This is a genomic window from Corallococcus sp. bb12-1 (assembly GCF_026626765.1).
Lineage (GTDB): Bacteria > Myxococcota > Myxococcia > Myxococcales > Myxococcaceae > Corallococcus > Corallococcus terminator.
Genome location: NZ_JAPNJZ010000001.1, coordinates 481,969 through 505,340, shown reverse-complemented (window position 1 = coordinate 505,340; position 23,372 = coordinate 481,969). Strand labels below are relative to the sequence as shown.

Genomic DNA, 23,372 nt, shown 5'->3' with positions numbered 1-23,372 from the left:
CAGTTGGATGGGTTCAGGCAGCCAGAGCGGAGGAGACGGGTCATGGCCGAGAAGTGGGACAGGCAGTTGATGGAGTTCCTCAAGCGCACCGGCGAGGACCTCAAGCGCACCACGGACGACCTCCGGGGTGAGGCCGAGCGGCTCCTCAAGGAAGTGAAGGACCCGGAGAAGCAGGCCAAGGTGAAGGAAGGCCTGGAACAGCTGCGCACCTGGGCCGCCGCCACCACCAAGACCGCCGCGGAGAAGATTGAAACCGCCGTGCGCCGCGTCGAGACCACCGTCGAGGAGGCCTTCAAGCCCGGCGCCGGCGCCACCGGCACCCCGTCCGGGGCCGGCTCGGAGCCTCCTGCCGAGGCCTCCCCGGCCGCCGCCGCCCCCCGCGCCTCGGCCCCCAAGGCGAAGAGCGCGGACAAGGCCAAGGCCTCCAAGGCCCCCAAGTCCATTGGCCGCAAGAAGACCGCCGCCGCCCCGGCTCCGGCCCCGAAAGGTGCCAAGGCCGCGAAGAAATCGGCTTCCAAGAAAACGTTGGGACGCAAGAAACCCGCGCCAGGAGCGTGAAGTTCCGTTGCGCATGGACCGCGCCTGCCCGCATGCAGGGCACGGCGTGGACCTCCCTCGGGTCCTGTTGGATCGCTCCCCGGCGCGTGAGATAGTGCGCGCCGTGTCGGGGACCAATGACAAGGGCAGCATCCAGACGGACATCGGGCAGGACGTGATCGACGAGGCGGTTGCCAGCGTCGAGCGTCGGATGGACGAAGGCGCGGACACCGCAGGTTCTGAAACGGAGGTGGAGGTGGAAGTCGCCGCCTCCGAATCCGAAGCGGCCGCCTCCACCCCCGAAGCCACTCCTTCCACCGAGGACGCGGCCGTGCTCCGGCAGGAGGTGGAGTCGCTGCGCGCGCAGTTGGACTTCAGCCAGGCCAAGGCTCGCGAGACGCTGGAGCGCTTGAAGGAAGCGCACGAGCGCGCCAAGGACTTCCAGGAGCGCGCCCTGCGCGCCGCCGCGGACCTGGAGAACTACCGCAAGCGCGCCCAGAAGGAGAAGGAGGACGTCCAGAAGTTCGGGGCGGAGAAGCTCCTCAAGGACCTGCTCCCGGTCATGGACAACATGGACCGCGCGCTCGACGCCGCCAGCAAGTCCACCGACTTCGACAGCTTCCAGAAGGGCGTGGCCATGACGCGCAAGTCCTTCGAGGACGCGCTCTCCCGCCACGGCGTGAAGGGCTTCAGCGCCAAGGGGCAGCCCTTCGACCCGCGCCTGCACGAAGCCATCCAGCAGGTGGAGACCGCCGACGTCGCCTCCGGCCACGTCGTCTATGAGGTGGCGCGAGGCTTCCACCTCAATGACCGGCTGGTGCGTCCCGCGATGGTCGTCGTCGCGCGCGCGCCCGAAGTCGTCGCCCCGCCGCCCGCCGCCGCCGCGCCTGTCGGCACCGATTCGCAGTCCAGCAGCAGCGAGGCGCCCCAGGCGCCCGCGGATTCCGAGAGTTCCTCCGGGGGGAGTCAGTAGTCATGGCGAAGGTGATTGGTATCGACCTGGGCACCACCAACTCCTGCGTCGCCGTGATGGAAGGCGGCGAGCCGGTGGTCATCCCCAACAGCGAAGGCAGCCGCACCACCCCGTCCATGGTGGGCTTCACCGACTCCGGTGAACGCCTGGTGGGGCAGATCGCCAAGCGGCAGGCCATCACCAACCCGGAGAACACGGTCTTCGCGGCCAAGCGCCTCATCGGCCGCAAGTACGACTCGCCGGAGGCGCGCAAGGCCATTGGCGTCAGCTCCTTCAAGGTGGCCGCCAGCCCCAACGGCGACGCGTGGGTGGAGATCCGCGGCAAGGGCTACAGCCCGCCGGAAGTCAGCGCCATCGTGCTGATGAAGATGAAGCAGACGGCGGAGGACTACCTGGGCGAGCCCGTCACCGAGGCCGTCATCACCGTCCCCGCCTACTTCAACGACAGCCAGCGCCAGGCCACCAAGGACGCGGGCCGCATCGCGGGCCTGAGCGTGCTGCGCATCATCAACGAGCCCACCGCCGCGGCGCTCGCGTACGGCCTGGACAAGGTGAAGGACAGCCCCACGGAGCGCATCGCCGTCTACGACCTGGGCGGCGGCACGTTCGATATCTCCATCCTCGAGCTCACCTCCGGTGTGTTCGAGGTGAAGAGCACCAACGGCGACACGTTCCTGGGCGGCGAGGACTTCGACCAGCGCCTCATCGACTACCTGGCCAAGCGCTTCGCCGAAGGCAACAACGGCCTGGACCTGCGCAAGGACCGCATGGCGCTCCAGCGCCTGAAGGAAGCCGCCGAGCGCGCCAAGCACGAGCTGTCCAGCGCCCCGGAGACGGAGGTCAACCTCCCGTTCATCACCGCGGACGCGTCCGGCCCCAAGCACCTCACGGAGACCATCGACCGGTCCACCTTCGAGGCGCTGGTCGCGGACCTCATCGACCGCTCCATCGAGCCGTGCCGCATCGCGCTCAAGGACGCGGGTGTCACCGCGCAGGCCATCAACCAGGTGCTCCTGGTGGGCGGCATGACGCGCATGCCCCGCGTGCAGCAGAAGGTGAAGGAGTTCTTCGGCAGGGAGCCCCACAAGGGCATCAACCCGGACGAGGTCGTCGCCGTGGGCGCCGCCATCCAGGGTGGCGTGCTCAAGGGCGAGGTGAAGGACGTCCTCCTGCTGGACGTCACGCCGCTGTCCCTGGGCGTGGAGACCGCGGGCGGCGTGTTCACGAAGATCATCGACAAGAACACCACCATCCCCTGCAAGAAGGGCCAGGTGTTCTCCACCGCCGTGGACAACCAGCCGCTCGTGTCCGTGCACGTCCTGCAGGGCGAGCGCGAGATGGCGGCGGACAACAAGACGCTCGCGCGCTTCGAACTGGTGGGCATCCCGCCCGCGCCCCGTGGCGTGCCGCAGATTGAAGTGTCCTTCGACATCGACGCGAACGGCATCGTGCACGTGAGCGCGCGCGACCTGGGCACCGGCAAGCAGCAGCAGGTGCGCGTGGTGGGCAACTCCGGCCTGTCGGAGGCGGAGATCCAGACGATGATCTCCGACGCGCAGTCGCACTCCGCGGACGACAAGAAGAAGAAGGAGCTGGCGGAGCTGCGCAACAACGCGGACGGGCTCATCTACACCACGGAGAAGAGCCTGGAGGAGTACGCCAGCCTCCTGTCGGAGAAGGACCGCGAGGAGATCAAGGTGGACCTGGAGCGGCTGCGCTCCATCCTCAACACCTCCGACGTGGGCGCCCTGCGCGAAGCCTTCCAGCGCCTGGAGGGCAGCGCCTACCGCATCGCCGACGCCATCTACAGCGACCAGGCCAAGTCCGGCTGACACTCCGCCGGGCCTCCGCTGTCCGGTCGGTGGGAAAACGCCGGGGCCTGCAATCGCCCGGCGCCCGCGTTCGTAGGCCCGGGGGTCCGCCTCTTTCTTCCCCGGAGCCCCCTCATGGAACTGACAGAAGCCGTGATGATCATCCTGGTCACCGGCATGACCGTCGGTGTGCCCCTGCTCGGCCTCACGCTGCGCTTCGCCCTCAAGCCCGTGGTGGAGACGTGGCTGCGCGTGCGCGAGGTCCAGGCCCGCGGGCAGGTGTCCGCCGGGGAGCTGGAGGGGCTGCGCGCCCGCGTGGCGCACCTGGAGCACATGTTGGATCGGCACGGCATGCTGGAGCACCCCGTCACCCGGGCCTCCCCGGAGCTGCCGGAGCGCCTGCCCTCGGCGGTGCGCCTGGACCGCGAGCGCGTCTGACGCCCCACCTCCCGGGCGCTTCTCTGCGCCGGCTTTTCGGGTATTGATGGGTGCGTGGAGTTCCATTCCCCCGAAGAAGAGCTCGCCTTCCTGCGCGGCCTGACGGCCGTGAACCGGATGGCCGACGACATCCTCGAGGACTGCCTGGAGCGGGGTCTGGACCTGGACACCGGTCTGGACGTCTTCCTCACGCAGTGCGCGCGGATGGTGCATGCCCGGGCGGGCTTCGTGTCGCTCCGGGGCACGCGCGGGCCGGTGCTGACGCGGGTGCTGGGGGAGCTGGGCGCGGACGTCTTCGAAGCGGCGCACTGGACGGGGCCGAAGCCGCTGCGCGATGGCCGCACGCTCTTCTGCGTGCAGCTCACGCTGGGGCGCATCAACCTGGGCGGGATGGGGCTGGTGGTGGACGGGGCCTTCGAGGATGGCGGCGCGCGGGTGATGGGGTTGGTGGAGGCGATTGGCGAACAGCTGGACTCGGCGGTGCTGTCCTTCCTGGCGCTGACGGACGGCCGGGGGCCGCTGGAGCGGCTGGACGAACTGGACGCGGAGGGCACGCCCGTGCAGCGCGGGCGCATTGGTCGCTATGAAATCGTGAAGCCGCTGGGCACGGGCGGCATGGCGCAGGTGCTGGTGGCCCGCACGCGGGGGCCAGAGGGCCTGGGCCGGCTGGTGGCGCTCAAGCGCATCCTTCCGCACCTGACGGCGCAGCAGGAGATGGTGCAGCAGTTCCTGGACGAGGCGCGAATCGGCCTGCGGCTGTCGCACCCCAACCTCGTGCACGTCTACGACTTCGGCGAGGCGCAGGGCGCGTACTACATCGCCATGGAGCTGGTGAACGGCATCGACCTGGACCGGCTGCTGCGCGCCAACAAGGGACCGCTGGAGCCGGGGGTGGCGTCCGCCGTGGTGTCGCAGGCCCTGCAGGGGCTGCATGCGGCGCACGCGCTCAAGGGCGAGGACGGCGCGTCACTGGAATTGGTGCACCGCGACCTGTCGCCGCACAACCTGATGATCGGCTTCGACGGCCAGGTGAAGGTGCTGGACTTCGGCGTGGCGAAGGTGCGCGCGCAGCGCACGGTGACGCTGCCGGGCATCGTGAAGGGCAAGCCGCTCTACATGTCCCCGGAGCAGGCGCTGGGGCTGAAGCTGGACGCGCGAAGCGACCTGTTCGCCATGGGCCTCATCCTCTACCAGGCGCTCACCGGCACGCGCGCCTTCGACCGCGACGACGAGCTGGCCACGATGAAGGCCATCTGCCAGGACAAGCTCCTGCGTCCCAAGGAGGTGCCGGTGCCCCTGTGGAACGTGCTGTCGGTGGCGCTGTCCAAGGCGCCCGAGTCGCGCTTCGACACCGCCCACGCCATGGCGGATCGGTTGGTGGCCGCGTGTCCGCCCGCGCGCGACACGGCGCTGGCGGCGCTCACGGCCCGGCTCTTTCCGGAGCGGCTGCGCGACTCGCAGCGGATGGAGACCTCCGTCAGTCCGGCCCGCGAGGCCCCGACGCGCGCGACGCCCATCGCTCGGCCTCCGCCGCGCCCGGGTGGCCGCGAGCGCTGAAGAAGCCCCCGCACGCCGGGGGAAGGCGGCATGCGGGGGCGTACACAAGGCCAGACGGACTTCGCACGGTGAGGACTAGCGGCGCTTGAGCGGATCCAGGTCGGCGTCCGCCTTGTAGCCGATGCGGCGCGTGTCTTCGGCCAGCTCCTCCTCGGTGCGCACCACCGTCACGCCCTCCACCTCCTCGTGGCGGACGCGGGCCTCCATGCTGCGGGTCTCCTCCATGGAGCGCTTGCGGATGTCGATGTCCTCATCCGCGTAGACCCGCTTCTGCAGCTCCGCGTCCTCCGCGCTCAGCGGGATGCGGATGGTCTCCTCGCGGAAGTCCGCCGTGTCGGGCGTGTTCGGCGCCACCGCCCGGCGCACCACCTCCACCTCCTCGTGGCGCAGCGGTACCTGCACGGTGCGCATCTCCTCCACGACGACCTTCCTCACCTGGGCCTCGCCCGCACGGTGCTGGTGCTTGATGGCCTCCAGCTCCTCATGGTGGGTGCGCAGCGTGACGTCCTCGTTCGCGATGCGCTCGGCGTCCTTCAGGTTGGCACGCGCCTCCAGACGGGTGTCCTTCATGCCCGTCCTCGGTACGTCGCCAATCTTCTGCGCACCCGTCTTCACGGTGCCCACCGCGCCGGTGGCCGCCGTGCCCAGGGCGCCGGCGTTGCTGGCATCGGCCAGGCTGCTCAAGGCCTCGCGACCGTGGTTGAGGTAGATCTCATCGCCTCGGATGTCGCTCACCTCCACGTAGCGGACCAGGTAGTCCTTCGGGAAGAACATCCCCTTCTCGATGTGGAACTCGCCTTCGCTGATGGCGAACACCTTGCCCAGCTTCTCGCCGTCGCTGCTGCGGACGACCATGCCTTCCTTGATGCCGCCTTTGATGTCTTTGCGATTGAACATGGACTGGCTCCTTGTGCCGTCACGTCGGGTCGGTTGTGGCCAGGCGGAGCGCCGGAGGTCGTCCGTCGCACTGGGCTGGAGCTCCTGGGGGGAGAGGACGCGAGGTGCCCGCCACGGCCATCAGCAGGAAGGTGGGTCCAATAACTGACAAGAAAACCCCTGGGCCCGTGTGATCCGGGGGCTCGTCACCCAGCCCGCCGTTGTCATGTTCCCTGAGGGCCTTCCCGCTTCTCCCGTCAGGACAGCGGGCATGCAGGGGCGAAGCGACCCGTCCCCCCCGCTGGCCGCGCTGCGCCTGACGCCCCACCCTTGGAGCGTGGGTCCGGGTGTCCCGGCCCGCGAACGAGGAGCCTTCCATGGGCGGCACGAGCCTGGGCCGGAGCTTGAAGTGGTGGAGCGGCATGCCGTGGAGCGGGAGCCCTTCCAGTTCTCGTCGCCCCGGCGCTCGCGACGCCAGGTTCCGGGCTTCACGTCCGGGACTCGCGTGGATGGCCGGCATGGTGGGGGCGCTGGTGGCCGGCGGGCTCGTGCGCCGCCGGAGCTCCATGGCCGCGTCGAAGGCGGTCCTTCCCGGGGCGCTTCTCCTCGCGAAGGCCCCCGCCGGAACGACGACGCTTGCCGGGCAGCCGCCTGCCCGACCGGTGGACGACGGGGCGTGGCACCCCTGCGCGGACGCACTGGCGCTCGCGCTGGGGGTGTCGGGGGACGAGGCGGAAGGGGACCCGGAAGTCTGGCCGGAGCCCCTGGTTCGACGCGGGCCGTCGGGCCGGGAGCATTTCTGGATGGAGCCAGGGACGCCTTCCAGAGGCTGAGTCTTGGGGGACGCCCGGAGGGGGACAGGGCGCACGACAGCGCTGTTCCGGGGTGTTCGCGGCAGTCCGGTTCCAAGCTGTGCGCTTGACCCATGGGGAGGGCTCCCCTAGAAAACCGGGGCTTTGCCGTCATCTCCCCCCGGAGGGAACCCCCACATGCGACGACTTGCCCCGATGCTCCTCGCCGCGCTCGCCGTCCTGGCGGTCGCCTGCGAGAAGAAGACGCAGCCCACGGGAGAGGGCGGCGGCCAGCCCGCGGCGCAGGTTCCGGCCGTGGCGCAGGGCGGCGGCACCCCGGCGGGTGACGACGTCATCGTCCTGGGCGAAGTGGGCGCGCTGACGGGCGGACAGGCCACCTTCGGTATCTCCAGCCGCAACGGCATCGCGCTGGCGCTGAAGGAGGCCAACGCGGCGGGCGGGGTGAAGGGCAAGAAGCTGGTAGTGCGCGTCTACGACGACCAGAGCAAGCCCGAGGAAGCGGCCCAGGCCGTTACCCGGTTGATCACCCAGGACAAGGTGGTGCTCATCCTGGGCGAGGTGGCTTCGTCCAGCTCGCTCGCCATGGCGGAGAAGGCGCAGGCGGCCGGCGTGCCGATGATTACGCCCTCGTCCACCAACCCCACGGTGACGGAGAAGGGCGACAACATCTTCCGCGTCTGCTTCATCGACCCGTTCCAGGGCTTCGTGATGGCCAAGTTCGCGCGGGAGAACCTCAAGCTCAACAAGGTCGCGGTGCTCCAGGACAACAAGAGCGCCTACTCCATTGGCCTCACGGAGGTGTTCCGCCAGAAGTTCGCGGAGCTGGGCGGCAAGATCACGGTCACGGAGAGCTACAGCCAGGGCGACACGGACTACCGCGCGCAGCTGACGGCCATCAAGAAGACGCAGCCGGAAGGCATCTACGTGCCGGGCTACTACAGCGAGGTGGGCGTCATCGCCCGTCAGGCGCGTGAGCTTGGCCTGAAGGTGCCGCTGATGGGCGGCGACGGCTGGGACTCCGAGAAGCTCTTCGAGCTGGGCGGCAGCGCCATCGACGGCAGCTACTTCTCCAATCACTACTCGCCGGACAACCCGGACGCGCTCGTGAAGAAGTTCATCGCGGACTACAAGGCGGACTACAACGGCGCGGTGCCGGACGCGCTCGCGGCGCTGGCGTATGACGCCGCGCGGGTCGCCATCGACGCGCTGAAGCGCGCCCCGAACACCAGCGGCCCGGCGCTGCGCGAGGCCATCGCGCAGACGAAGGACTTCCCGGGCGTGGCGGGCGTCATCACGCTGGACGCGAAGCGCAACGCGGTGAAGTCCGCCGTGGTGCTGAAGGTCGCGGACGGCAAGTCCACCTACGTCACCACCATCGCTCCGTAGTCAGGGCCCCCACCCGGCATGTCGCAGCTTCTCCAGCATCTCATCAACGGACTGGCTTCCGGCACCATCTACGCCCTGGTCGCACTGGGCTACACGATGGTGTACGGCGTCCTCAAGCTCATCAACTTCGCCCACGGCGACGTGATGATGGTCGGCGTCTACATGGGCTACGCGACCGCCTTCGCCCTCGGGCGCGAGGCGCAGCGTTCCCTCTGGGGCGTGGTCGTCATCTTCGCGGTGGCCATGGGCGGCTGCGCGCTGCTCGGCTTCCTCATCGAACGCTTCGCCTACCGGCCGCTGCGCGAGAAGCCGCGCCTCACCGCGCTCATCACCGCTATCGGCATCTCGTTCGCGCTGTCGTACGGCTTCCAGTTGGACATCGGCTTCCTGCCGGGCGCGTCCCCCCGGGCCTTCCCGGAGGTCATCGTCCCCACCGAGTGGTTCATCATCGGCGACCGCGACGTGGTGGTGTGGAACTGGCAGGTCATCAGCCTGCTCATCGCGGTGACGCTGATGGGCGCGCTCCAGTTCCTCGTGTACCGGACGCGCTTCGGCAAGGCGATGCGCGCGGTGTCGTGGGACCACCGCACCGCGGCGCTGATGGGCATCCCCACCGACCGCATCATCGCGCTGACGTTCATGCTCTCCAGCGCGCTGGCGGCGGGCGCGGGCCTGCTCTACGCCATCAAGGACACGTCGGTGAGTCCGCTGATGGGCTTGTACGTGGGCCTCAAGGCCTTCGTGGCGGCGGTCATCGGCGGCATCGGCAACGTCCCGGGCGCGGTGGTGGGCGCGCTGCTGCTGGGGCTCGTGGAGGAGTTCGTCGTGGGCTACGCGGCCAGCACCTGGCGTGACGCGGTGGCCTTCGCCTTCCTCATCCTGGTGTTGCTGGTGAAGCCGGGCGGCCTCTTCGGTCGGGTCGCGGCGGAGAAGGTCTGATGGCGACCCCTGGCGCGACGACCCTGCCCGACGACATGGCGGGCCCCATTCCTCCGGCGCTGCGGGGCCTGTTGCCCGTGCTCCTCGCGCTGCCGGTGCTGGCGCTGGCCGAGTGGATGCTGGGCGCTTCCCCCTTCGCCACGTATCTGCTGTCCGTCGTGGGGGTGAACATCATCCTCGCGGTGAGCCTCAACATCGTGAACGGCATGACGGGCCAGTTCTCCATCGGCCACGCGGGCTTCATGGCGGTGGGCGCGTACATCGCCGGCGTCACGTCGCTGTCGCTCAAGGAGGTGGCGCTCTCCTTCCTGCCGGTGGCCGCCAGCGACCAGGTGCTCTTCGTGGTGGCGCTGCTCGCGGGCGGCGTCTGCGCGGCGCTCTGCGGCTTCCTGGTGGGCCTGCCGTCGCTGCGACTGCGCGGGGACTACCTGGCCATCGTCACGCTGGGCTTTGGCGAAATCATCCGTGTCTTCGTGCAGAACACGGAGGCGTTCGGCCGCGCGCTGGGGCTGTCGGGCATCCCGCAGTACTCCAGCGTGGCCATGGTGTACTTCTGGGTCTTCCTGGTGGTGCTGGTGGCCCGCCGCATCGCGGGCTCCAGTCACGGCCGCAGCCTGTGGGCCATCCGCGAGGATGAGGTCGCCGCCGAAGCCATGGGCGTGGACACCACCGGCTACAAGGTCCGCGCGTTCGTCATCTCGTCGTTCTTCGCCGGCATCGCGGGCGGCCTGTTCGCCCACTTCGTGCCCATCATCAACCCGGGCTCGTTCACCTTCGTGAAGTCGATGGAGATCGTCGTCATGGTGGTGCTGGGCGGCCTGGGTTCCACGACGGGCGCCATCGTCGCGGCCATCTTCCTCACGCTGTTGCCGGAGGGCCTGCGCTCGCTGTTCGGCGCGCTGGGCGCGGAGGGCAGCCTGGCGCAGAAGGTCGACCAGATCCGCATGCCCGTGTACGGCGTCCTGCTGGTGGTGCTGATGCTGCTCCGGCCCCAGGGCCTGTTCGGCACGAAGGAACTCTGGGACATCCTGCCGCGCTGGCTTCCCCGCAAGAAGAAGGGGCTGTCATGAGCGTGGCCGCCACGTCACAGGACGCGATGCTCCAGGCGTCCGGGGTGAGCATCCGCTTCGGGGGCCTCAAGGCCCTCACGGACTTCAACCTCACCGTGCGCCAGGGGGACCTGCTGGGCCTCATCGGGCCCAACGGCGCGGGCAAGTCCACCGCGTTCAACGTGCTCACCGGCGTGTACCAGCCCACCGAGGGCGAGGTGCGCGTGGCCGGGCAGAAGGTGAACGGCTGGGTGCCGCATCAAATCAATCACCTGGGCCTCGCGCGCACCTTCCAGAACATCCGCCTGTTCCGCGCGCTCACCGCGCTGGACAACGTGAAGGTGGCCTGCCGCGCGCAGGGCGCCCTGCACCCGGTGAAGCTGGGCCCGGCCGCCAAGGTGGGCACGGCGCTGCGCAACTACCGCGACTGGTGGCGCGCGCTCATGCTCACCCCCGGCTTCCAGCGGGAGGAGCACGAGCTCACGCGACAGGCGGAGCACCTCCTGGAGGTGATGGGCCTGTCGCACCGCCGCGACGAGGAGGCGAAGAACCTGCCTTACGGAGAGCAGCGCCGGCTGGAGATCGCCCGCGCGCTGGGGACGCGGCCCAAGGTGCTGCTGCTGGATGAGCCCGCGGCCGGCATGAACACGCGGGAGAAGGCGGACCTGATGGTGCTCATCCGCCGGTTGCGCGACGAGTTCTCGCTGGGGGTGCTGGTCATCGAGCACGACATGAAGCTGGTGATGGGCATCTGCGAGACCATCACCGTGCTGGACCACGGAGAGACCATCGCGCGCGGCGCCCCGGCGGAAGTGCGAAGCGACCGCAAGGTCATCGAGGCGTACCTGGGCGACAGCTACCTGGAATCCCATGGAGGCGCGGCGTGAGCGAGCCAGTGAAGGTGCTGGGCGAGCGCCGTGCGTTCGGGCCGCTGCTCACGGTGGAGGGGCTCCAGGTGCGCTACGGCGCCATCCAGGCGCTCCGGGGCGTGTCCCTGCAGGTGGGCAAGGGCGAGATGGTGGCCCTCATCGGCGCCAACGGCGCGGGCAAGACGAGCACCCTGCGCGCGGTGAGCGGCATGCTCAAGCCGTCCGCGGGCCGCATCACCCTGGAGGGCCAGGACATCACGGGCCTCAAGGCGCACCAGCTGGTGCCTCGCGGCATGGCGCACGCGCCGGAGGGGCGGGGCATCTTCCCCAACCTCACCGTGCAGGAGAACCTGGAGCTGGGCGCGTACCTGCGCAAGGACACCGCCCAGGTTGAGCAGGACATGGAGAAGGGCTTCACGCTCTTCCCGGTGCTCAAGGAGCGCCGCCGCCAGTTGGCGGGCACGCTGTCCGGCGGCGAGCAGCAGATGCTGGCCATCGCCCGGGCCCTCTTGAGCAAGCCGCAGCTGTTGCTCCTGGACGAGCCGTCCCTGGGCCTGGCGCCGCAGGTGACGGAGACCATCTTCCGCACGCTGCGCGAGGTGAACGCCACCGGCGTCAGCGTGCTGCTGGTGGAGCAGAACGCGCACCTGGCCCTCAACGCCGCCCACTACGGCTACGTGCTGGAGACGGGCGAGGTGGTGATGGCCGGCGCCGGCAAGGCGCTGCTGGAGAGCGCAGAAATCCGGCGCGCGTACCTGGGCGAGTAGTTCCCAAAGCCGACCTTCCGGCCTGTGTACGCTGTCCTCCCCCCGACGCTTGAGGGGGAGGAGGCGCGGCCAGTTCCTGGCGGCGCGCTGAAACTCGGGTAGTCAGCGGCGGAGCACTTCGTCTAGCGTCTGACCAGACACCCCGTTTTCTTCCCTTCTTCCACATCAGGAAGCGTGCCCATGCCTCCGTTGTCCCGCCTCCTTCTTGCTTCGCTCACCACCCTCGCGCTCATCGCTGGCGCGTGCGCCAGCCAGCAGAAGACCGACGACAGCTCCGGTTCTTCTGGCGGCGACGGCCGGCAGGCCCAATCCACCATCGAGGACGTGCCCACCGAGGGCGGTCCCGCCGTCACGGGCCCGGAGTTCAAGGCCTACGACGCCCCGGAAGGCTTCAGCATCGGCATGCCCGCGGAGCCGCAGGTGGCCCGCAAGCAGGTCCCGCTGGGCTCCGGCACGGTGTCCACCGCCGCCTACTCCGCGCGCGCCATGGAAGTCCTCTACTCCGTCAGCATCGCGGACTACCCGGAGAAGCTCGTGGCGAGCCGTCCTCCCGAGGCCCTGCTGAACGAGGGTCGGGACGGTCTGGCCAAGGAAGTCCAGGGCACGCTGAAGGACGAGCAGGACATCACGCTGGAGGGTGGCTACCCGGGCAAGGCCTACACGGTCAGCTCCCCGACGGTGGGCGAGCTCAAGGCGCGCAACATCCTGGTGGGCGCGCGGATGTACACGCTGCTGGTGCTCTTCAACCCCAACAGCGGCACGCCGCCCGCGGACGCGTTCTTCGACTCGCTGAAGCTCGTCAACCCGCCGCCGCCGCTGGTCACCGCCGTGCCGGACGCGGGCGCGCTGGACGCGGGCACGCTGGACACGGGCCTCGACGCCGGCACGGGCACGCCGGACGCGGGCGCTCGCCGCCGCAAGACGAAGTAGTCCTGGCACTGCGCGTACGTGCTTCCGTGAACCGGGAAGCGCCGCGCGGTGGATGTGTGTCCACCACTCCGCTTCTGGAGGGGTGGACCCGCCACCCACAGCCTCCGCTGGATTGCTCCCCCGCCTCCCATCCCTAGCTTCGGGGTGGGTGTGGACGGGGGAGAATCGCGATGATGGCTTGGGTGGGGGCCCTGCTGACCACGGTGGTGGCGGCGGGAGGTGTGCCCATGGTGCCGGCGGGCGGGGGCAATGCCCTGACGCTGCCAGCGCATCGGCATGCGGTACGGATTGAAACAGGAAACGGGCATGCGCCCACGTGGCTCCTGGCCATCCAACAGCAGGGGGCTGGCGGGGAGGGGTTGAGCCTGTTCCGCTCCGAGGACGGGTTCCAGGGCATCGAAAAGCTCGCCTCCGTCCAGCCGGATGCCTCGCACCATGACCGGGCGGAGCTGGTCGCCGTGGGGCGGGACGTGGCGCTCGTGTATGCGTTCGAAGCGCCTTCGCTTTCGGCGTCGTCGCGGCACGACGTCTGGTTCCAGTGGTGGCGCTACCAGGAGGACGGGCACACCTGGGCGCCGGAGCCGGCGGTGCGCGTGTTCAACGCGGACGATTCGACGGCGTACTCGCGGGCACTCCTGGCCCGGGACTCGCGCGGGCGGCTGTGGATACAGGCGTTCCGCCTGGAGTCGGACGGAGGCTCCACGGCGGTGGTGGCGGTCTCCACCGACGGGGGCTCGAGCTTCCAGCGGCAGCCGGACCTGGGGCGGGTGCGCAAGCGCGGCGGGGGACGGATGCTGAGCGTGGGCTCGAAGCTCGTCTTCTTCTACGCCATGCACGACGGGTTCGAACCCACACGCCTGCGGGTGCGCGACGCGGCCGACCCCGTGGACACGTGGGGGCCTTCGCGGGAGGCGTTCTCCGACGGCATCTACCATGGCGCGGCGTTGAGCGCGGTGGAGGACGGCAAGGGCGGCATCCACCTGGTCTACAAGGACGAGACGGAGCGTCTGTATTACCGCCGCTTCGACGGGACGTCCTTCGGGCCGCGCACGCTGGTGGAGAACACGCCGGACTGGGCGTTGCAGCCCGCGGTCACCCGGGTAGGGAGCGCGCTGTATGTCTTCTACAATCACATGCAGTCGGCCGCGGATTACGAGCTCCGGGTCCGGGTGCTGCGCGATGGGACCTTCAGCGACCCGGTGACGCTGGACTCGCGCACCAGCTTCAAGGGCTACCTCTCCGCGCTGGACGTGCTGCCGGACAGCGTCACGGAGGTGCCGTGCTTCTACGGGGACTCGCCGGATGCGAACTCCAGCGCGAAGGTGATGCGCGTGGCGGTGCAGCGTCAGCCGGGCGGAGGCGGCTCCGGACAGGACGGAGGGACGCCGGATGGCGGGGGCACGTCGGATGGCGGCGCCGGGACGCCGGATGGCGGGAGCGCTCCGGATGCCGGCGCGGGGACGCCGGACGGTGGGAGCGCGCCGGATGGCGGTGTGGACGCGGGGACGGATGGCGGCCCGGTGCCTGGAGACGGTGGGGTGCCGGGGCCGGTGACGCTGGAGCCGGTGTTCACGAACACGACGCACGAGGTGCTGGCGGTGGACGGCGCGGGCACGGTGTACGCGTTGGCACTGGCCGACGCCCGTTCGCGGTTGTGGGCGAGCACGGACGGTGGGCGAACGTTCACCGCGCGAGGCCAGGGCGTGGGCGGGGCGTCATTCTGGGTGATGGCGGCGCTGAAGAACGGGACGCTGCTGGCGCAGATGAGCCGCGGCGGCAGCTACCACCTGGAGCGCTCCACGGACGGAGGGCGGACGTGGACGGACGCGGTGGCGCTGGGCACCTACCGCGCCGCGTCCCCGGCGAGCTTCGCGGAGCTGGGGAGCACGGTGTTCTTCCTGGAGTACCAGACGGTGACGTCCGGCAGCACGCCCGTGCGGCTGTGGGCCAGCACGGACGGCGGGACGACGTGGGCGGTGCGCTTCACGTTCCAGGCGTCGCGCCACGGGCTGGCGTTGTTCGCGGACCCAGTGCGCAGCGTGCTGTGGGCCACGTTCGGAAGCAGCGCTGCCCAGGCGGCGGTGATGCGCTCCACGGATGGAGGGCGCACCTGGGCGAAGGTGATGGGAGGCTACGGCGCCAACGCGCTGACGGGCTCGGTGTTGTCCGGAGGCGAGCTGCTGCTGGGGCAGTCCACGCTGTATGAGCCGGAGCACCCGAAGCTGCTGCGGGTGTTCGCCAATGCGCGGGTGGACGCGCTGCTGACGCTGCCGGGGCCGGCGTACTCCCTTCAAGGCTTGCCAGGAGGAGTGCAGGTGCTGGGGACGGGAAGGGCGAACGCGGGGGACGTGCAGAGCGATTCGGACGTGTACGCGCGGCTCTTCACCAGCACGGACGGGACGACGTGGCGCGAGGCGCGGCGCTACGAGAGGACCACGAGCACGGCCCTGGCCCGCGCGGACGTGTGGGGCGTGCTGGCCTCTGGCGACCTGGTGGTGCGGGCGGAGAACCTGAAGGGCTTCGGCGCGGACGGGAAGGGGTTCCAGGTCCTGCGGGTGACGCGCTGAGATGCGGACGTTCACGGTGGGGCACGAAGCCCCACCGTGAATCGGGCGCTACGGAGGCGCGGGCCAGGCCGGGTAATGGAAGGCCATGCCCTGCTCTCCGGCCGCCCAGAGGTCGTCGGGACGGGTGCCATTGACCGCGTTCAGGGGGACGTTCAGGGCATGCGGGTGCCATGTGTTGTCGTAATAGCGAAACAACGTGCCCGACCTGGACGACACGTAGATGGCGTTGCTGCCAAAGGCAATCACCCCCGTGAGATTCTCGTTGTTGGAGGGGCTCGGCGCCCCGGCCCAGTTCGACCCATCCCACTTGAGGAAGGTGCCGTTGTCGCCGACAGCGTAGGCGAGTTTCGGATGGACGACCCAGACAGCGTTGAGCGCGTTGGCGCCTGGGGGTTCAACCGGGGCCCCCCAGGAAGGTGGGTTGCCGGGCTGATAGCGGAGGATGCGTCCGTCCGCCGGCGGGGCCCTCTCCGCGCCCACCGCGAACAGCAGCGCGGGTGAGAGCCCATGGATGCCCTTGAGGGTGGTGCCGTTCAGGATGGGCGCTGACACATCCTGGTCTGCACCCGTCCAGAGGAAAGCCTGACCGTCGTTTCCATTTCCATGGGTGGCGACACCGAAGATCTGGGCGGTGCCCGGATCTCCGGCTTCAGGAAATCCAATCAGGCTGTAGATGGCTGTGTTGTTGTTGTTGGATGGATCGAGACGGGGATTGGGCTCGCAATTGTTGCTGGTGGACTCCTGGATGTACAGGTAACGCGCCAACCCGCCCAGGTAGGCTTTGCCGGTCGTGGGATTGACCCATGCCGCGAAGAGGGTGTTGCCAGCACAGGTCGTGGAGAGGAACGTGAAGCCTGCCTCACCCGGTCTTTTCACCCCACGGCCGCTGGCGCTGCCCGCAAGCCAGACGCCTCCGTCCGCGTACGGTGAGATTCCGTACCAGCTCCGGCTGTTGCTCCCGCCAACCTCCCGACCCGCCCATCCTGCCCCGGTGGGCCCGCAGACCAGGTTTTCATCCGGCAGGCCATCACAGTCGTTGTCCTGCTCGTCGCAAATTTCGGGAGCTGCTGCGTAGATGAACGGATTGCCGTCGTCACAGTCCCCGCCGTCCAGGGTGTACCCGGCGTCCGTCAGGGGAGCGCACGAAGGCGTGCCCGCGTCCGTGCGTCCCCGCCCATCCAGGTCGCTGTCGGGATACCAGGTAGGAATGGATCCGGTGGCGACGCACTCCCGGGCCCCGGAGGTGCCCTGGCACTGCCACATCCCGGTGCATTGAGGGCCCGGCATCGGGCAGCTCTCGGGCGGGATGTTGTTCAGGGTGCCATCGCAGTTGTCATCCACGTCGTTGCAGATCTCCGTGACGGAAGGATGGATGTTCGCGTTCGTGTCGTCGCAGTCGTCGTGGCGCGTGTTGAAGGACACGTAGCCCGCGTCGGGCACGGTGTTTGGCGTGCAGAACGGGGTGGCCTCCACGCCAGCCTTGCCCACCTTGTCGCCATCCGCGTCGACCCAGGCCAGCTCCGGCTCGGGGGCGTTGCACGCGGTGTCGACCCTGTTGAACGCGCACTCGAGCCTCCCCGTGCAACCTCCATCGTTCTGGCAAGCGACTCCCAGCCCGAAGTGCGTCTGGTCATCGTCGCCGTCGCAGTTGTCATCCTGGAAGTTGCACCGCTCGTCGACGCCCGGATGGACGGACCTTCCCAGCTCCAGCCTGTCATCACAGTCGGTGCCGCCCGTGCCGTCCTTGTTATCGAGGACATAGCCATCCCCATCCTCATCGCTGGCGCTCAGCGCCAGCGTGAGTCCCGGAGGATTGCCCTTCGCCGCTTCGCCTCTCACGACGGAGACCTGCCCGTCCCCGGACGTGACGACCTTGCCCGTGCAGTCCTCGCCCGGTGCGAAGGGCGTCTCGAACGCCTCGGCCTTGATGGAGAGCTGCGTACCCCAGCCCTCCGGCAGCACGACCCCCACCAGCACGCTGCCGCCGACGGAGGGCGCACCCTTGCCGGCCAGCGCCGTGGTCCGGGTCTCCTGGCTGGCCTCATCCCGGGCCGTCACCCGGAGGCAGCCCGGCACGAAGCCCGTGGAGGTGATCGTGACCTTCACCCCATCCTGGGGCTCCTTACAACCCGCGAGGGCGAACAAGGGCAGCAGCAGAAGAAGGTGGCGCATGAGGCCAACCCTACCGGTCCTTCACCCCGCGTGTGAGTCCCTGCCTGTCATTCAGGTTGGCAGGAAACGAACGGGGGCTTCCGCCGCCCTCGCGGCCTGGGTCAACGCGCCTTCGGAAAGTCCGAGTGCACCACCTCCAGCCGGGCATCGGCCGCCAGGCTCGCGGGCGTCACCAGCTCCAGGTCCACGGGTATCGGGCCCGGGTAGCGCTCGGAGATCTCCCGCTTGAGGCCCGCCACATCCAGCGTCCCCAGCTTCTCCATCTTCCCGTACTCCACCCCCGCGCCCGCCGCGTACGCCTTGCGCACCAGCTCCGAGCAGTACATCGCCTCGTCACCCCACCCGAAGAGCGTGTCGTACGGCTTGCCCAGGTGCCGCTTCGCCTCCGCCACCACGCGCTCCTTCGCCGCGGCCTCCACCCCCGTGGGTCGCAGCACCAGCAGCCGCCCCTTCACCCCGCGCGCCTTCCACTTCTCGAAGGGGGTGCGCTTCACCGGCTGCACCGCCTCCACCACGAAGACACCCTGCTGGGTCACCTCCACCAACCCGACGTGAGACAGCGGGCTGCGCGTCGCCACCTGGATGGCTTTCGACTGCCGCGAGCCCGACGTCTGGAACACCATGTCCCCCGTCCGCACCTTCGCCCCGACCCCGGTCCTGTCCGCCACGTGTGGCGCTGCTTCCACACCGCGGGCGCCCCACCACACCAGCACCGCCGCTCCCACGACGCCCGGCCACAGTGCCTTGCCTTTCAATGCCATCCTCCCAGTCCTTTCAGGCGGTTGCCTTCGCCTGTACGTCTGCTCTGCAGGCGCGGTGCCATCCCTCTCAGCATTGCCCGGCGCCTTCTGGTACCCCTGGTCTCTGACGACCCTGGGTCAAGATGTGGTAAACCGTGGGAGCCTGTTTATTTCAGTGATTCAGGAATAATGTGCAATGGCGTAAGGATTCAGGCAAGGTGGCGGAAGTCGTGAGCCGGAGGCCCGGAGCAGGGGCCGCCGGGAGAGGGGGGAAACCGGAGGATTCTGCCGTGACCGCGTCGAGTGCCCCCATCCGTTGCCTGCTCTACCCATCGTTGGGAGAGATAAGGGAGCACGTCCGCGTGGAGCTGTTCGCGCGGGCCTTGTCGGAGCGGCTGGGCCGGCCGGTGGTGATGGCCATGTCTCCGACCTATGAGGCGTTGGAGGCGGAGCTGGCGGCGGGCCGCGTGGACATGGCGTGGGGGACCGCCGAGCAGTGCAATGCCTTTGAGCCTCAGGCGCGGGCGGTGCTTCGCGCGGTGCGTTCAGGCAGTTGGCATTACCACTCCGCGCTGGTGTGTCGTTCGGACGCGCCGCTGACGCTGGAGACGCTCCAGGGCAAGCGCGTGGCCTGGGTGGCGCCGCGCTCCACCGGAGGCCACCTGCTGCCCGTGCGCCACCTGGAGTCATTGGGATTGCGCCCGGACACGCTCTTCTCCGAACAGCGCTTCCTGGGCACCTACCGCAAGGCGTTGGACGCGGTGCTGCGCGGCGAGTCGGATGTGGCCGCCATCTTCTCCAACCACACCGACGCGCACGTCATGCGCGCCACGCTGACGTCATACCTGGGAGCGGACGCGCCCCAGCTCACGCCCTTTCTCTTCACCATCTCCACGCTCGCCGACGGCCTCATCCTCACGAAGCGCCTGTCGGACGAGGACTCGGAGCTGCTGCTCTCCGTCCTCACCCGGATGAACACCGACGGCGCGGGCCTGGAGATGCTCATGGGCCCCTTCCGGGTGGAGGGCTTCGTGCGCTCTCCGGGCCCCGGCGCTCCCGTTTCCAGCCCCCGCCCTGCGCAGGGCGCGGAGTACGTGACGGGCGAACTGGACGCCGAAGGGCGCTTTCTGAACCTGTGGTCCCCGTCGGGCCGCGTCTTCGGCCGCGACGTGCGCGGCGCCGGGGGCCGCAAGCTGGACGAGGTCCTGGGCGCCGGGGCGAGCGAGCCGCTCATGTCCCTGGTCCGCGCCGTCCTCCGGGGCGGCTCCGACGGACGGCTGGAGTACCGGCTCACCGTGGACGGCGAAGAGCGCGTCTACGCGGCGGAGATCACCCCCTGCGCCCCCGCCCCCGGGGACACCGGCGTCCGCCTGGGTCTGCTGGCTCGCGACGTCACCGGGCTGCGCGCGCTGGAGGATCCGCTCTACCGGCTGGCGTCCTTCCCGCTGCTGCACCCGGAGCCGTTGCTGGAGCTGGGCATGGACGGGGAGCTGCGGTACGCGAACCCCGCCACCCACGTGGCGTTCCAGGACCTGGTGGAGCGCGGCCCGACGCATCCCCTGGTGCACGCGGCGCTCACCTGGGCCTGGCGCGGGGCGCCCCCGGGCGAGCCCGCGCCCACGGTGCACCTGGATGGCCGCTACTGGGAGCTCACCGTCGCGCAGCTCTGGGACCCGCCGGGCCTGCGCGTGTTCGTGCGCGACGTGACGCTGCGCAAGCAACTGGAGGCGAAGCTGTTCCAGGCGGACCGGCTGTCCGCGCTGGGGTCACTCGCGGCGGCGGTGGGCCACGAGATGAACAACCCGCTGGCCTTCATGCTGGCGAACCTCTCCTTCATCCGGGAGGAGATGGACCGGCTGAAGCAGCCGCTGCTCACCGGGCAGGCCGTCCCGCGCGCCGACGTGGACGACATCGTGGAGGCGCTGGGGGAGACGGTGGAGGGCGCCACCCGGCTCAAGCACATCGTGCAGGACCTGCGCACGCTGTCGCGCAAGCCTCCCGAACACCGCGCCCGCGTGGCCGTGCAGCCGGTGCTGGAGAACGCGCTGAAGCTCCTGCGCGGAGAGCTCCAGCACCGCGCGCGCCTGGAGCGGGACTTCCACGACCTGCCCACGGTGGACGCGGACGAGGCGCGCCTCACCCAGTTGTTCCTCAACCTGCTGCTCAACGCCGTGCAGGCCATGGAGCCGCAGGACGCCGAACGCAACGTGCTGCGCGTCGCGGCCTACACCAGCGAGGACGGCGAGGTGGTGGTGGAGGTGCAGGACTCCGGCAAGGGACTGCCTCCGGAGCTGCTCGCACGCATCTTCGAACCGTTCGCCACCGCGCGGCCCAGCAGCACCGGCCTGGGGCTGTCGGTGAGCCACACCATCGTCACCGACCTGGGCGGCACGCTGCGCGCGGAGAGCCGCGAGGGTCGGGGCACGCTGCTCACCGTCACGCTGCCCGCCGCGGTGCCGGTGGCGGATCCGCAGTCGATGCGCGCCGGCTAGCGCGCGGACCGCCTCAGGCCCCGCGTCCCAGCGGCAGCTCCCACCGGGACGCGTAGTGGCCGCCCGCGCTTTCGAACACGCTCAGCCGGTCCACGCGGCCCTCGCCCCAGGACTCCTGGTCGAGCAGGCGCGCGCACGCCGCCAGCGCCGCGTCCCCGTGCGGCTTCTTCGAACGGGCGAGGGTCAGGTGCGCGGTGTACTCCGGGTGCTCGGAGGCGAAGCCCAGGGGCGCCAGCGCGGAGGCCACATCCGCCTGGAGCGCCTTCAGCGCAACGATGTCCCCGCGCACGTCGGCCCAGAGCACGCTCGGGTGGTGCGGCGCGCCGAACGTCCCGCCCCCTCCCACCGACAACACGAACGGCGCGTGGCGCGGCCCCACCGGATCCAACGCTTCGTGGAAGAGGGACAGGCAGGAGGGGTCCACGTCCCCCAGGAACAGCAGCGTCAGGTGCACGCCCTCCGGCTTCACCCACTTCGCCTCCGGGGCATGGGCGCGCAGGCGCTCGATGCCCTGCTCGGCACGGGCGGTGAGGGTGTCTCCCAGCGTCACGGCGGTGAACAGGCGCATCGCGGTGGTCCTCCTTTCGACTGCGTCACCCTCAGGGCGAGCGCGCCTTCCGGGCCGGCCACAGCGCGTAGGCCCAGGCAGGCAGGAAGACGAGCAACTCCACGAGGCTCACGTACAGCCCCCGCGCGGAAAGCATCCCCGCGCCAATGGGGGACACCGGCAGCGGGCGCACCGGGGCGAAGACGCGCGCGTTGGAGAAGGGCCAGAAGAGCGCCGCGCCCAGCCCACCGTCGGTGAGCGCGTCCAGGATGCCGTGGCTGCCCACGGCGATGAGTGCCAGCAGACCCCAGCGCGTGCCGGACTCCCCCTTCAAACGGGCCAGCCCCGCCACCGCGAGCGCCACCAACCCCGCGAAGACGAAGGAGTGCGACGCGCCGCGATGTCCCCATGTCGCCGCGTAGGGAATGCGCAGCGCGAACGCCACCACGTCCGCGTCCGGCAGGAGGGCAAGCAGCGACAGGAATGCCATCACCGCCAACCGCCGCCGCCAGGGGGCCGCTCCTGCTTCGAAGCGCCCCAATGCCATGCCCACCGCCACGTGCCCGATGCTCGCCATGCGCCGGAACCCTAACGCAGGCCGGTGTCTGGAGGCAGAACCATCCGTGGAGTAGGTTTCGTGAAACATGCTGTCACTGCTCTACCGCTCCCATGTCGAAGCCGCCCTGAAGAGCCGCCTGGATGAGTGGCGCGCCGACGTGGGGGCCTGGCTCAATCTGATGCGCGTCGGCGCGACGGGCGCGTGGTTGCTCCTGGCCATCCTGGATGACTGGCGCGTGTCGCGCACGATGCTGGGTTGCTACATCGGGCTGGCGGCGGTGTTGTGGGCCGTCTCTCGCCGGGTGCCGGAGCTGCTGAAGCGGCCCGCGCTGGGCGTGGCGCTCATCGACATGCCGCTCATCTACTTCCTGCAGAGCCAGTCCATCCACGGCTCCGAGAACGGGGTGACGGCGGCCCTCCTGACCATGGGCGTCTACATGGTGCTGGTGGTCGTCGTGTCCATGGTGACGCTGTCGCGCATCGTCGTCATGGCCGCCACGCTGCTGGGCATCGCGGGGGCGGCGCTCCTGGCGCTGGCCGCGGGCCTGCACGCCTCGGAGTTCCTGCCCGGCATGGTGCTGGTGATGACGCTCGCGTCCGCGGTGGCCTTCTTCATCAGCCGCACGGTGCTGGGGCTGGTGACGGACGTGGTGCGCGAGGAGATGCAGCGCGAACGGCTGGGCCGCTTCTTCTCCCCGGAGGTCGCCCGGCGCATCTCCGAGAAGGGCACCGACGGCGAGGCCGGCGAGCACCGCGAGGTGACGCTGCTGTTCTCCGACATCCGAGGCTTCACCGCGCTGTCGGACCGGATGGACAGCCCGCAAGTGGTGACGCTGCTCAACGAATACCTGTCCCGCATGGTGGAGGTGGTGTTCCGCCACGGCGGCACGTTGGACAAGTTCCTGGGCGACGGCATCCTCGCGTACTTCGGCGCGCCCCTGGAGCAGCCCGGGCACCCGGCCGCCGCGGTGTCGTGCGCGCTGGCCATGCTGGAGGCGCTGGAGAAGCTCAACCAGGAGCGCGCCGCGCGGGGTGAAGCCATCCTCCACATCGGCGTGGGCGTGCACACCGGGCGCGTGGTGGTGGGAGCCGTGGGCAGCGAGCAGCGCCGCGAATACACCGTCATTGGCGACGCGGTGAACCTGGCCAGCCGCATCGAGGGGCTCACGAAGAAGGTGGGCGCCCCGGTGCTCGTCTCCAACGCCACGCGCGAGCGCTGCGGGGACGCCTTCGACTTCGAGGCCGCCGTGCCGCTGCCCGTGCAGGGCAAGCCGGAGCCGGTGGCCACCTTCCTGCCGAAGAAGCGCGCCCTGCTCGCCGCGAGCTGAAACGAAACAGGGGCCGGGAGCAAC

General features: G+C 69.8%; 20 protein-coding genes. 15 read left to right on the top strand and 5 right to left on the bottom strand.

Going from position 1 to position 23,372, the window contains the following annotated elements; translation table 11 throughout:
* The first annotated feature begins 42 nt into the window (after positions 1–42).
* From OV208_RS02075 to OV208_RS02055, 5 genes are all read left to right on the top strand, one after another.
* Entirely contained in the window at positions 43–558 is a 516-nt protein-coding gene (locus OV208_RS02075; protein WP_267572092.1) for a transcriptional regulator, read from the top strand.
* A gap of 94 nt (positions 559–652) precedes the next feature.
* Complete coding sequence (gene grpE, locus OV208_RS02070) at positions 653–1,510, top strand: nucleotide exchange factor GrpE (RefSeq protein WP_420714970.1); 858 nt, start codon at positions 653–655, stop codon at positions 1,508–1,510.
* A 2-nt stretch (positions 1,511–1,512) separates the two neighbouring features.
* Positions 1,513–3,342, top strand: a complete 1,830-nt coding sequence (gene dnaK, locus OV208_RS02065) for a molecular chaperone DnaK (RefSeq protein ID WP_267572090.1) — start codon at positions 1,513–1,515, stop codon at positions 3,340–3,342.
* Positions 3,343–3,456: 114 nt separating this feature from the next.
* Positions 3,457–3,759 carry a hypothetical protein gene (locus tag OV208_RS02060; protein ID WP_267572089.1) on the top strand — a complete coding sequence of 101 codons (303 nt, stop codon included), beginning with the start codon at positions 3,457–3,459 and terminating at the stop codon, positions 3,757–3,759.
* Between the two features lie 54 nt (positions 3,760–3,813).
* Positions 3,814–5,316 (top strand): serine/threonine-protein kinase, encoded by a 1,503-nt coding sequence (locus OV208_RS02055; protein ID WP_267572088.1) that lies wholly within the window; start codon positions 3,814–3,816, stop codon positions 5,314–5,316.
* Positions 5,317–5,391: 75 nt separating this feature from the next.
* Here the strand turns inward: OV208_RS02055 and OV208_RS02050 are convergent, their stop codons facing one another.
* Entirely contained in the window at positions 5,392–6,213 is an 822-nt protein-coding gene (locus OV208_RS02050; protein ID WP_267572087.1) for a YsnF/AvaK domain-containing protein, read from the bottom strand.
* 356 nt (positions 6,214–6,569) lie between these two features.
* Between OV208_RS02050 and OV208_RS02045 the strand changes: the two genes are divergently transcribed.
* From OV208_RS02045 to OV208_RS02010, 8 genes are all read left to right on the top strand, one after another.
* Positions 6,570–7,025 (top strand): hypothetical protein, encoded by a 456-nt coding sequence (locus OV208_RS02045; RefSeq protein WP_267572086.1) that lies wholly within the window; start codon positions 6,570–6,572, stop codon positions 7,023–7,025.
* Positions 7,026–7,181: 156 nt separating this feature from the next.
* Positions 7,182–8,390, top strand: coding sequence for an ABC transporter substrate-binding protein (locus OV208_RS02040; protein WP_267572085.1), 1,209 nt, complete (start codon positions 7,182–7,184; stop codon positions 8,388–8,390).
* An 18-nt stretch (positions 8,391–8,408) separates the two neighbouring features.
* On the top strand, positions 8,409–9,329 hold the full coding sequence (locus OV208_RS02035; protein ID WP_267572084.1) for a branched-chain amino acid ABC transporter permease: 921 nt from the start codon (positions 8,409–8,411) through the stop codon (positions 9,327–9,329).
* Positions 9,329–10,399 carry a branched-chain amino acid ABC transporter permease gene (locus OV208_RS02030; RefSeq protein ID WP_267572083.1) on the top strand — a complete coding sequence of 357 codons (1,071 nt, stop codon included), beginning with the start codon at positions 9,329–9,331 and terminating at the stop codon, positions 10,397–10,399. Before OV208_RS02035 ends, OV208_RS02030 begins: the two co-directional genes overlap by 1 nt.
* Positions 10,396–11,265 (top strand): ABC transporter ATP-binding protein, encoded by an 870-nt coding sequence (locus tag OV208_RS02025; protein ID WP_267572082.1) that lies wholly within the window; start codon positions 10,396–10,398, stop codon positions 11,263–11,265. Before OV208_RS02030 ends, OV208_RS02025 begins: the two co-directional genes overlap by 4 nt.
* Positions 11,262–12,014 carry an ABC transporter ATP-binding protein gene (locus OV208_RS02020; protein WP_267572081.1) on the top strand — a complete coding sequence of 251 codons (753 nt, stop codon included), beginning with the start codon at positions 11,262–11,264 and terminating at the stop codon, positions 12,012–12,014. Before OV208_RS02025 ends, OV208_RS02020 begins: the two co-directional genes overlap by 4 nt.
* 180 nt (positions 12,015–12,194) lie before the next feature.
* Positions 12,195–12,944: a hypothetical protein gene (locus OV208_RS02015; protein WP_267572080.1), complete on the top strand. Its 750-nt coding sequence runs from the start codon at positions 12,195–12,197 to the stop codon at positions 12,942–12,944.
* A 170-nt stretch (positions 12,945–13,114) separates the two neighbouring features.
* The gene (locus tag OV208_RS02010; RefSeq protein ID WP_267572079.1) at positions 13,115–15,511 is read left to right on the top strand and encodes a WD40/YVTN/BNR-like repeat-containing protein; all 2,397 of its coding nucleotides are present in this window, start codon (positions 13,115–13,117) and stop codon (positions 15,509–15,511) included.
* 48 nt (positions 15,512–15,559) lie between these two features.
* Here OV208_RS02010 and OV208_RS02005 read toward each other — a convergent pair whose 3' ends face one another.
* The gene (locus tag OV208_RS02005; protein WP_267572078.1) at positions 15,560–17,683 is read right to left on the bottom strand and encodes a MopE-related protein; all 2,124 of its coding nucleotides are present in this window, start codon (positions 17,681–17,683) and stop codon (positions 15,560–15,562) included.
* A 101-nt stretch (positions 17,684–17,784) separates the two neighbouring features.
* Positions 17,785–18,444: a YiiX/YebB-like N1pC/P60 family cysteine hydrolase gene (locus OV208_RS02000; protein ID WP_267572077.1), complete on the bottom strand. Its 660-nt coding sequence runs from the start codon at positions 18,442–18,444 to the stop codon at positions 17,785–17,787.
* Between the two features lie 269 nt (positions 18,445–18,713).
* Between OV208_RS02000 and OV208_RS01995 the strand changes: the two genes are divergently transcribed.
* On the top strand, positions 18,714–20,915 hold the full coding sequence (locus OV208_RS01995) for a PhnD/SsuA/transferrin family substrate-binding protein (RefSeq protein WP_267572076.1): 2,202 nt from the start codon (positions 18,714–18,716) through the stop codon (positions 20,913–20,915).
* 13 nt (positions 20,916–20,928) lie between these two features.
* Here the strand turns inward: OV208_RS01995 and thpR are convergent, their stop codons facing one another.
* Together thpR and OV208_RS01985 are read right to left on the bottom strand one after the other, a co-directional pair.
* Entirely contained in the window at positions 20,929–21,483 is a 555-nt protein-coding gene (gene thpR, locus OV208_RS01990; RefSeq protein WP_267572075.1) for an RNA 2',3'-cyclic phosphodiesterase, read from the bottom strand.
* Between the two features lie 31 nt (positions 21,484–21,514).
* Complete coding sequence (locus OV208_RS01985; RefSeq protein WP_267572074.1) at positions 21,515–22,039, bottom strand: metal-dependent hydrolase; 525 nt, start codon at positions 22,037–22,039, stop codon at positions 21,515–21,517.
* A gap of 67 nt (positions 22,040–22,106) precedes the next feature.
* Between OV208_RS01985 and OV208_RS01980 the strand changes: the two genes are divergently transcribed.
* Entirely contained in the window at positions 22,107–23,348 is a 1,242-nt protein-coding gene (locus OV208_RS01980; RefSeq protein ID WP_267572073.1) for an adenylate/guanylate cyclase domain-containing protein, read from the top strand.
* The last annotated feature ends 24 nt before the right edge of the window (positions 23,349–23,372 follow it).

What these genes read in the sequence shown, in the direction of transcription:
- OV208_RS02030 (WP_267572083.1), top strand. Translation starts at nt 9,329, where the DNA reads ATGGCGACCCCTGGCGCGACGACCCTGCCCGACGACATGGCGGGCCCC.
- OV208_RS01985 (WP_267572074.1), bottom strand. Translation starts at nt 22,039, where the DNA reads ATGGCGAGCATCGGGCACGTGGCGGTGGGCATGGCATTGGGGCGCTTC.
- OV208_RS02040 (WP_267572085.1), top strand. Translation starts at nt 7,182, where the DNA reads ATGCGACGACTTGCCCCGATGCTCCTCGCCGCGCTCGCCGTCCTGGCG.
- dnaK (WP_267572090.1), top strand. Translation starts at nt 1,513, where the DNA reads ATGGCGAAGGTGATTGGTATCGACCTGGGCACCACCAACTCCTGCGTC.
- OV208_RS02045 (WP_267572086.1), top strand. Translation starts at nt 6,570, where the DNA reads ATGGGCGGCACGAGCCTGGGCCGGAGCTTGAAGTGGTGGAGCGGCATG.
- OV208_RS02075 (WP_267572092.1), top strand. Translation starts at nt 43, where the DNA reads ATGGCCGAGAAGTGGGACAGGCAGTTGATGGAGTTCCTCAAGCGCACC.
- OV208_RS01980 (WP_267572073.1), top strand. Translation starts at nt 22,107, where the DNA reads ATGCTGTCACTGCTCTACCGCTCCCATGTCGAAGCCGCCCTGAAGAGC.
- OV208_RS02015 (WP_267572080.1), top strand. Translation starts at nt 12,195, where the DNA reads ATGCCTCCGTTGTCCCGCCTCCTTCTTGCTTCGCTCACCACCCTCGCG.
- OV208_RS02025 (WP_267572082.1), top strand. Translation starts at nt 10,396, where the DNA reads ATGAGCGTGGCCGCCACGTCACAGGACGCGATGCTCCAGGCGTCCGGG.
- OV208_RS02010 (WP_267572079.1), top strand. Translation starts at nt 13,115, where the DNA reads ATGATGGCTTGGGTGGGGGCCCTGCTGACCACGGTGGTGGCGGCGGGA.
- OV208_RS02000 (WP_267572077.1), bottom strand. Translation starts at nt 18,444, where the DNA reads ATGGCATTGAAAGGCAAGGCACTGTGGCCGGGCGTCGTGGGAGCGGCG.
- OV208_RS02035 (WP_267572084.1), top strand. Translation starts at nt 8,409, where the DNA reads ATGTCGCAGCTTCTCCAGCATCTCATCAACGGACTGGCTTCCGGCACC.
- OV208_RS02005 (WP_267572078.1), bottom strand. Translation starts at nt 17,683, where the DNA reads ATGCGCCACCTTCTTCTGCTGCTGCCCTTGTTCGCCCTCGCGGGTTGT.
- OV208_RS02050 (WP_267572087.1), bottom strand. Translation starts at nt 6,213, where the DNA reads ATGTTCAATCGCAAAGACATCAAAGGCGGCATCAAGGAAGGCATGGTC.
- OV208_RS02060 (WP_267572089.1), top strand. Translation starts at nt 3,457, where the DNA reads ATGGAACTGACAGAAGCCGTGATGATCATCCTGGTCACCGGCATGACC.
- thpR (WP_267572075.1), bottom strand. Translation starts at nt 21,483, where the DNA reads ATGCGCCTGTTCACCGCCGTGACGCTGGGAGACACCCTCACCGCCCGT.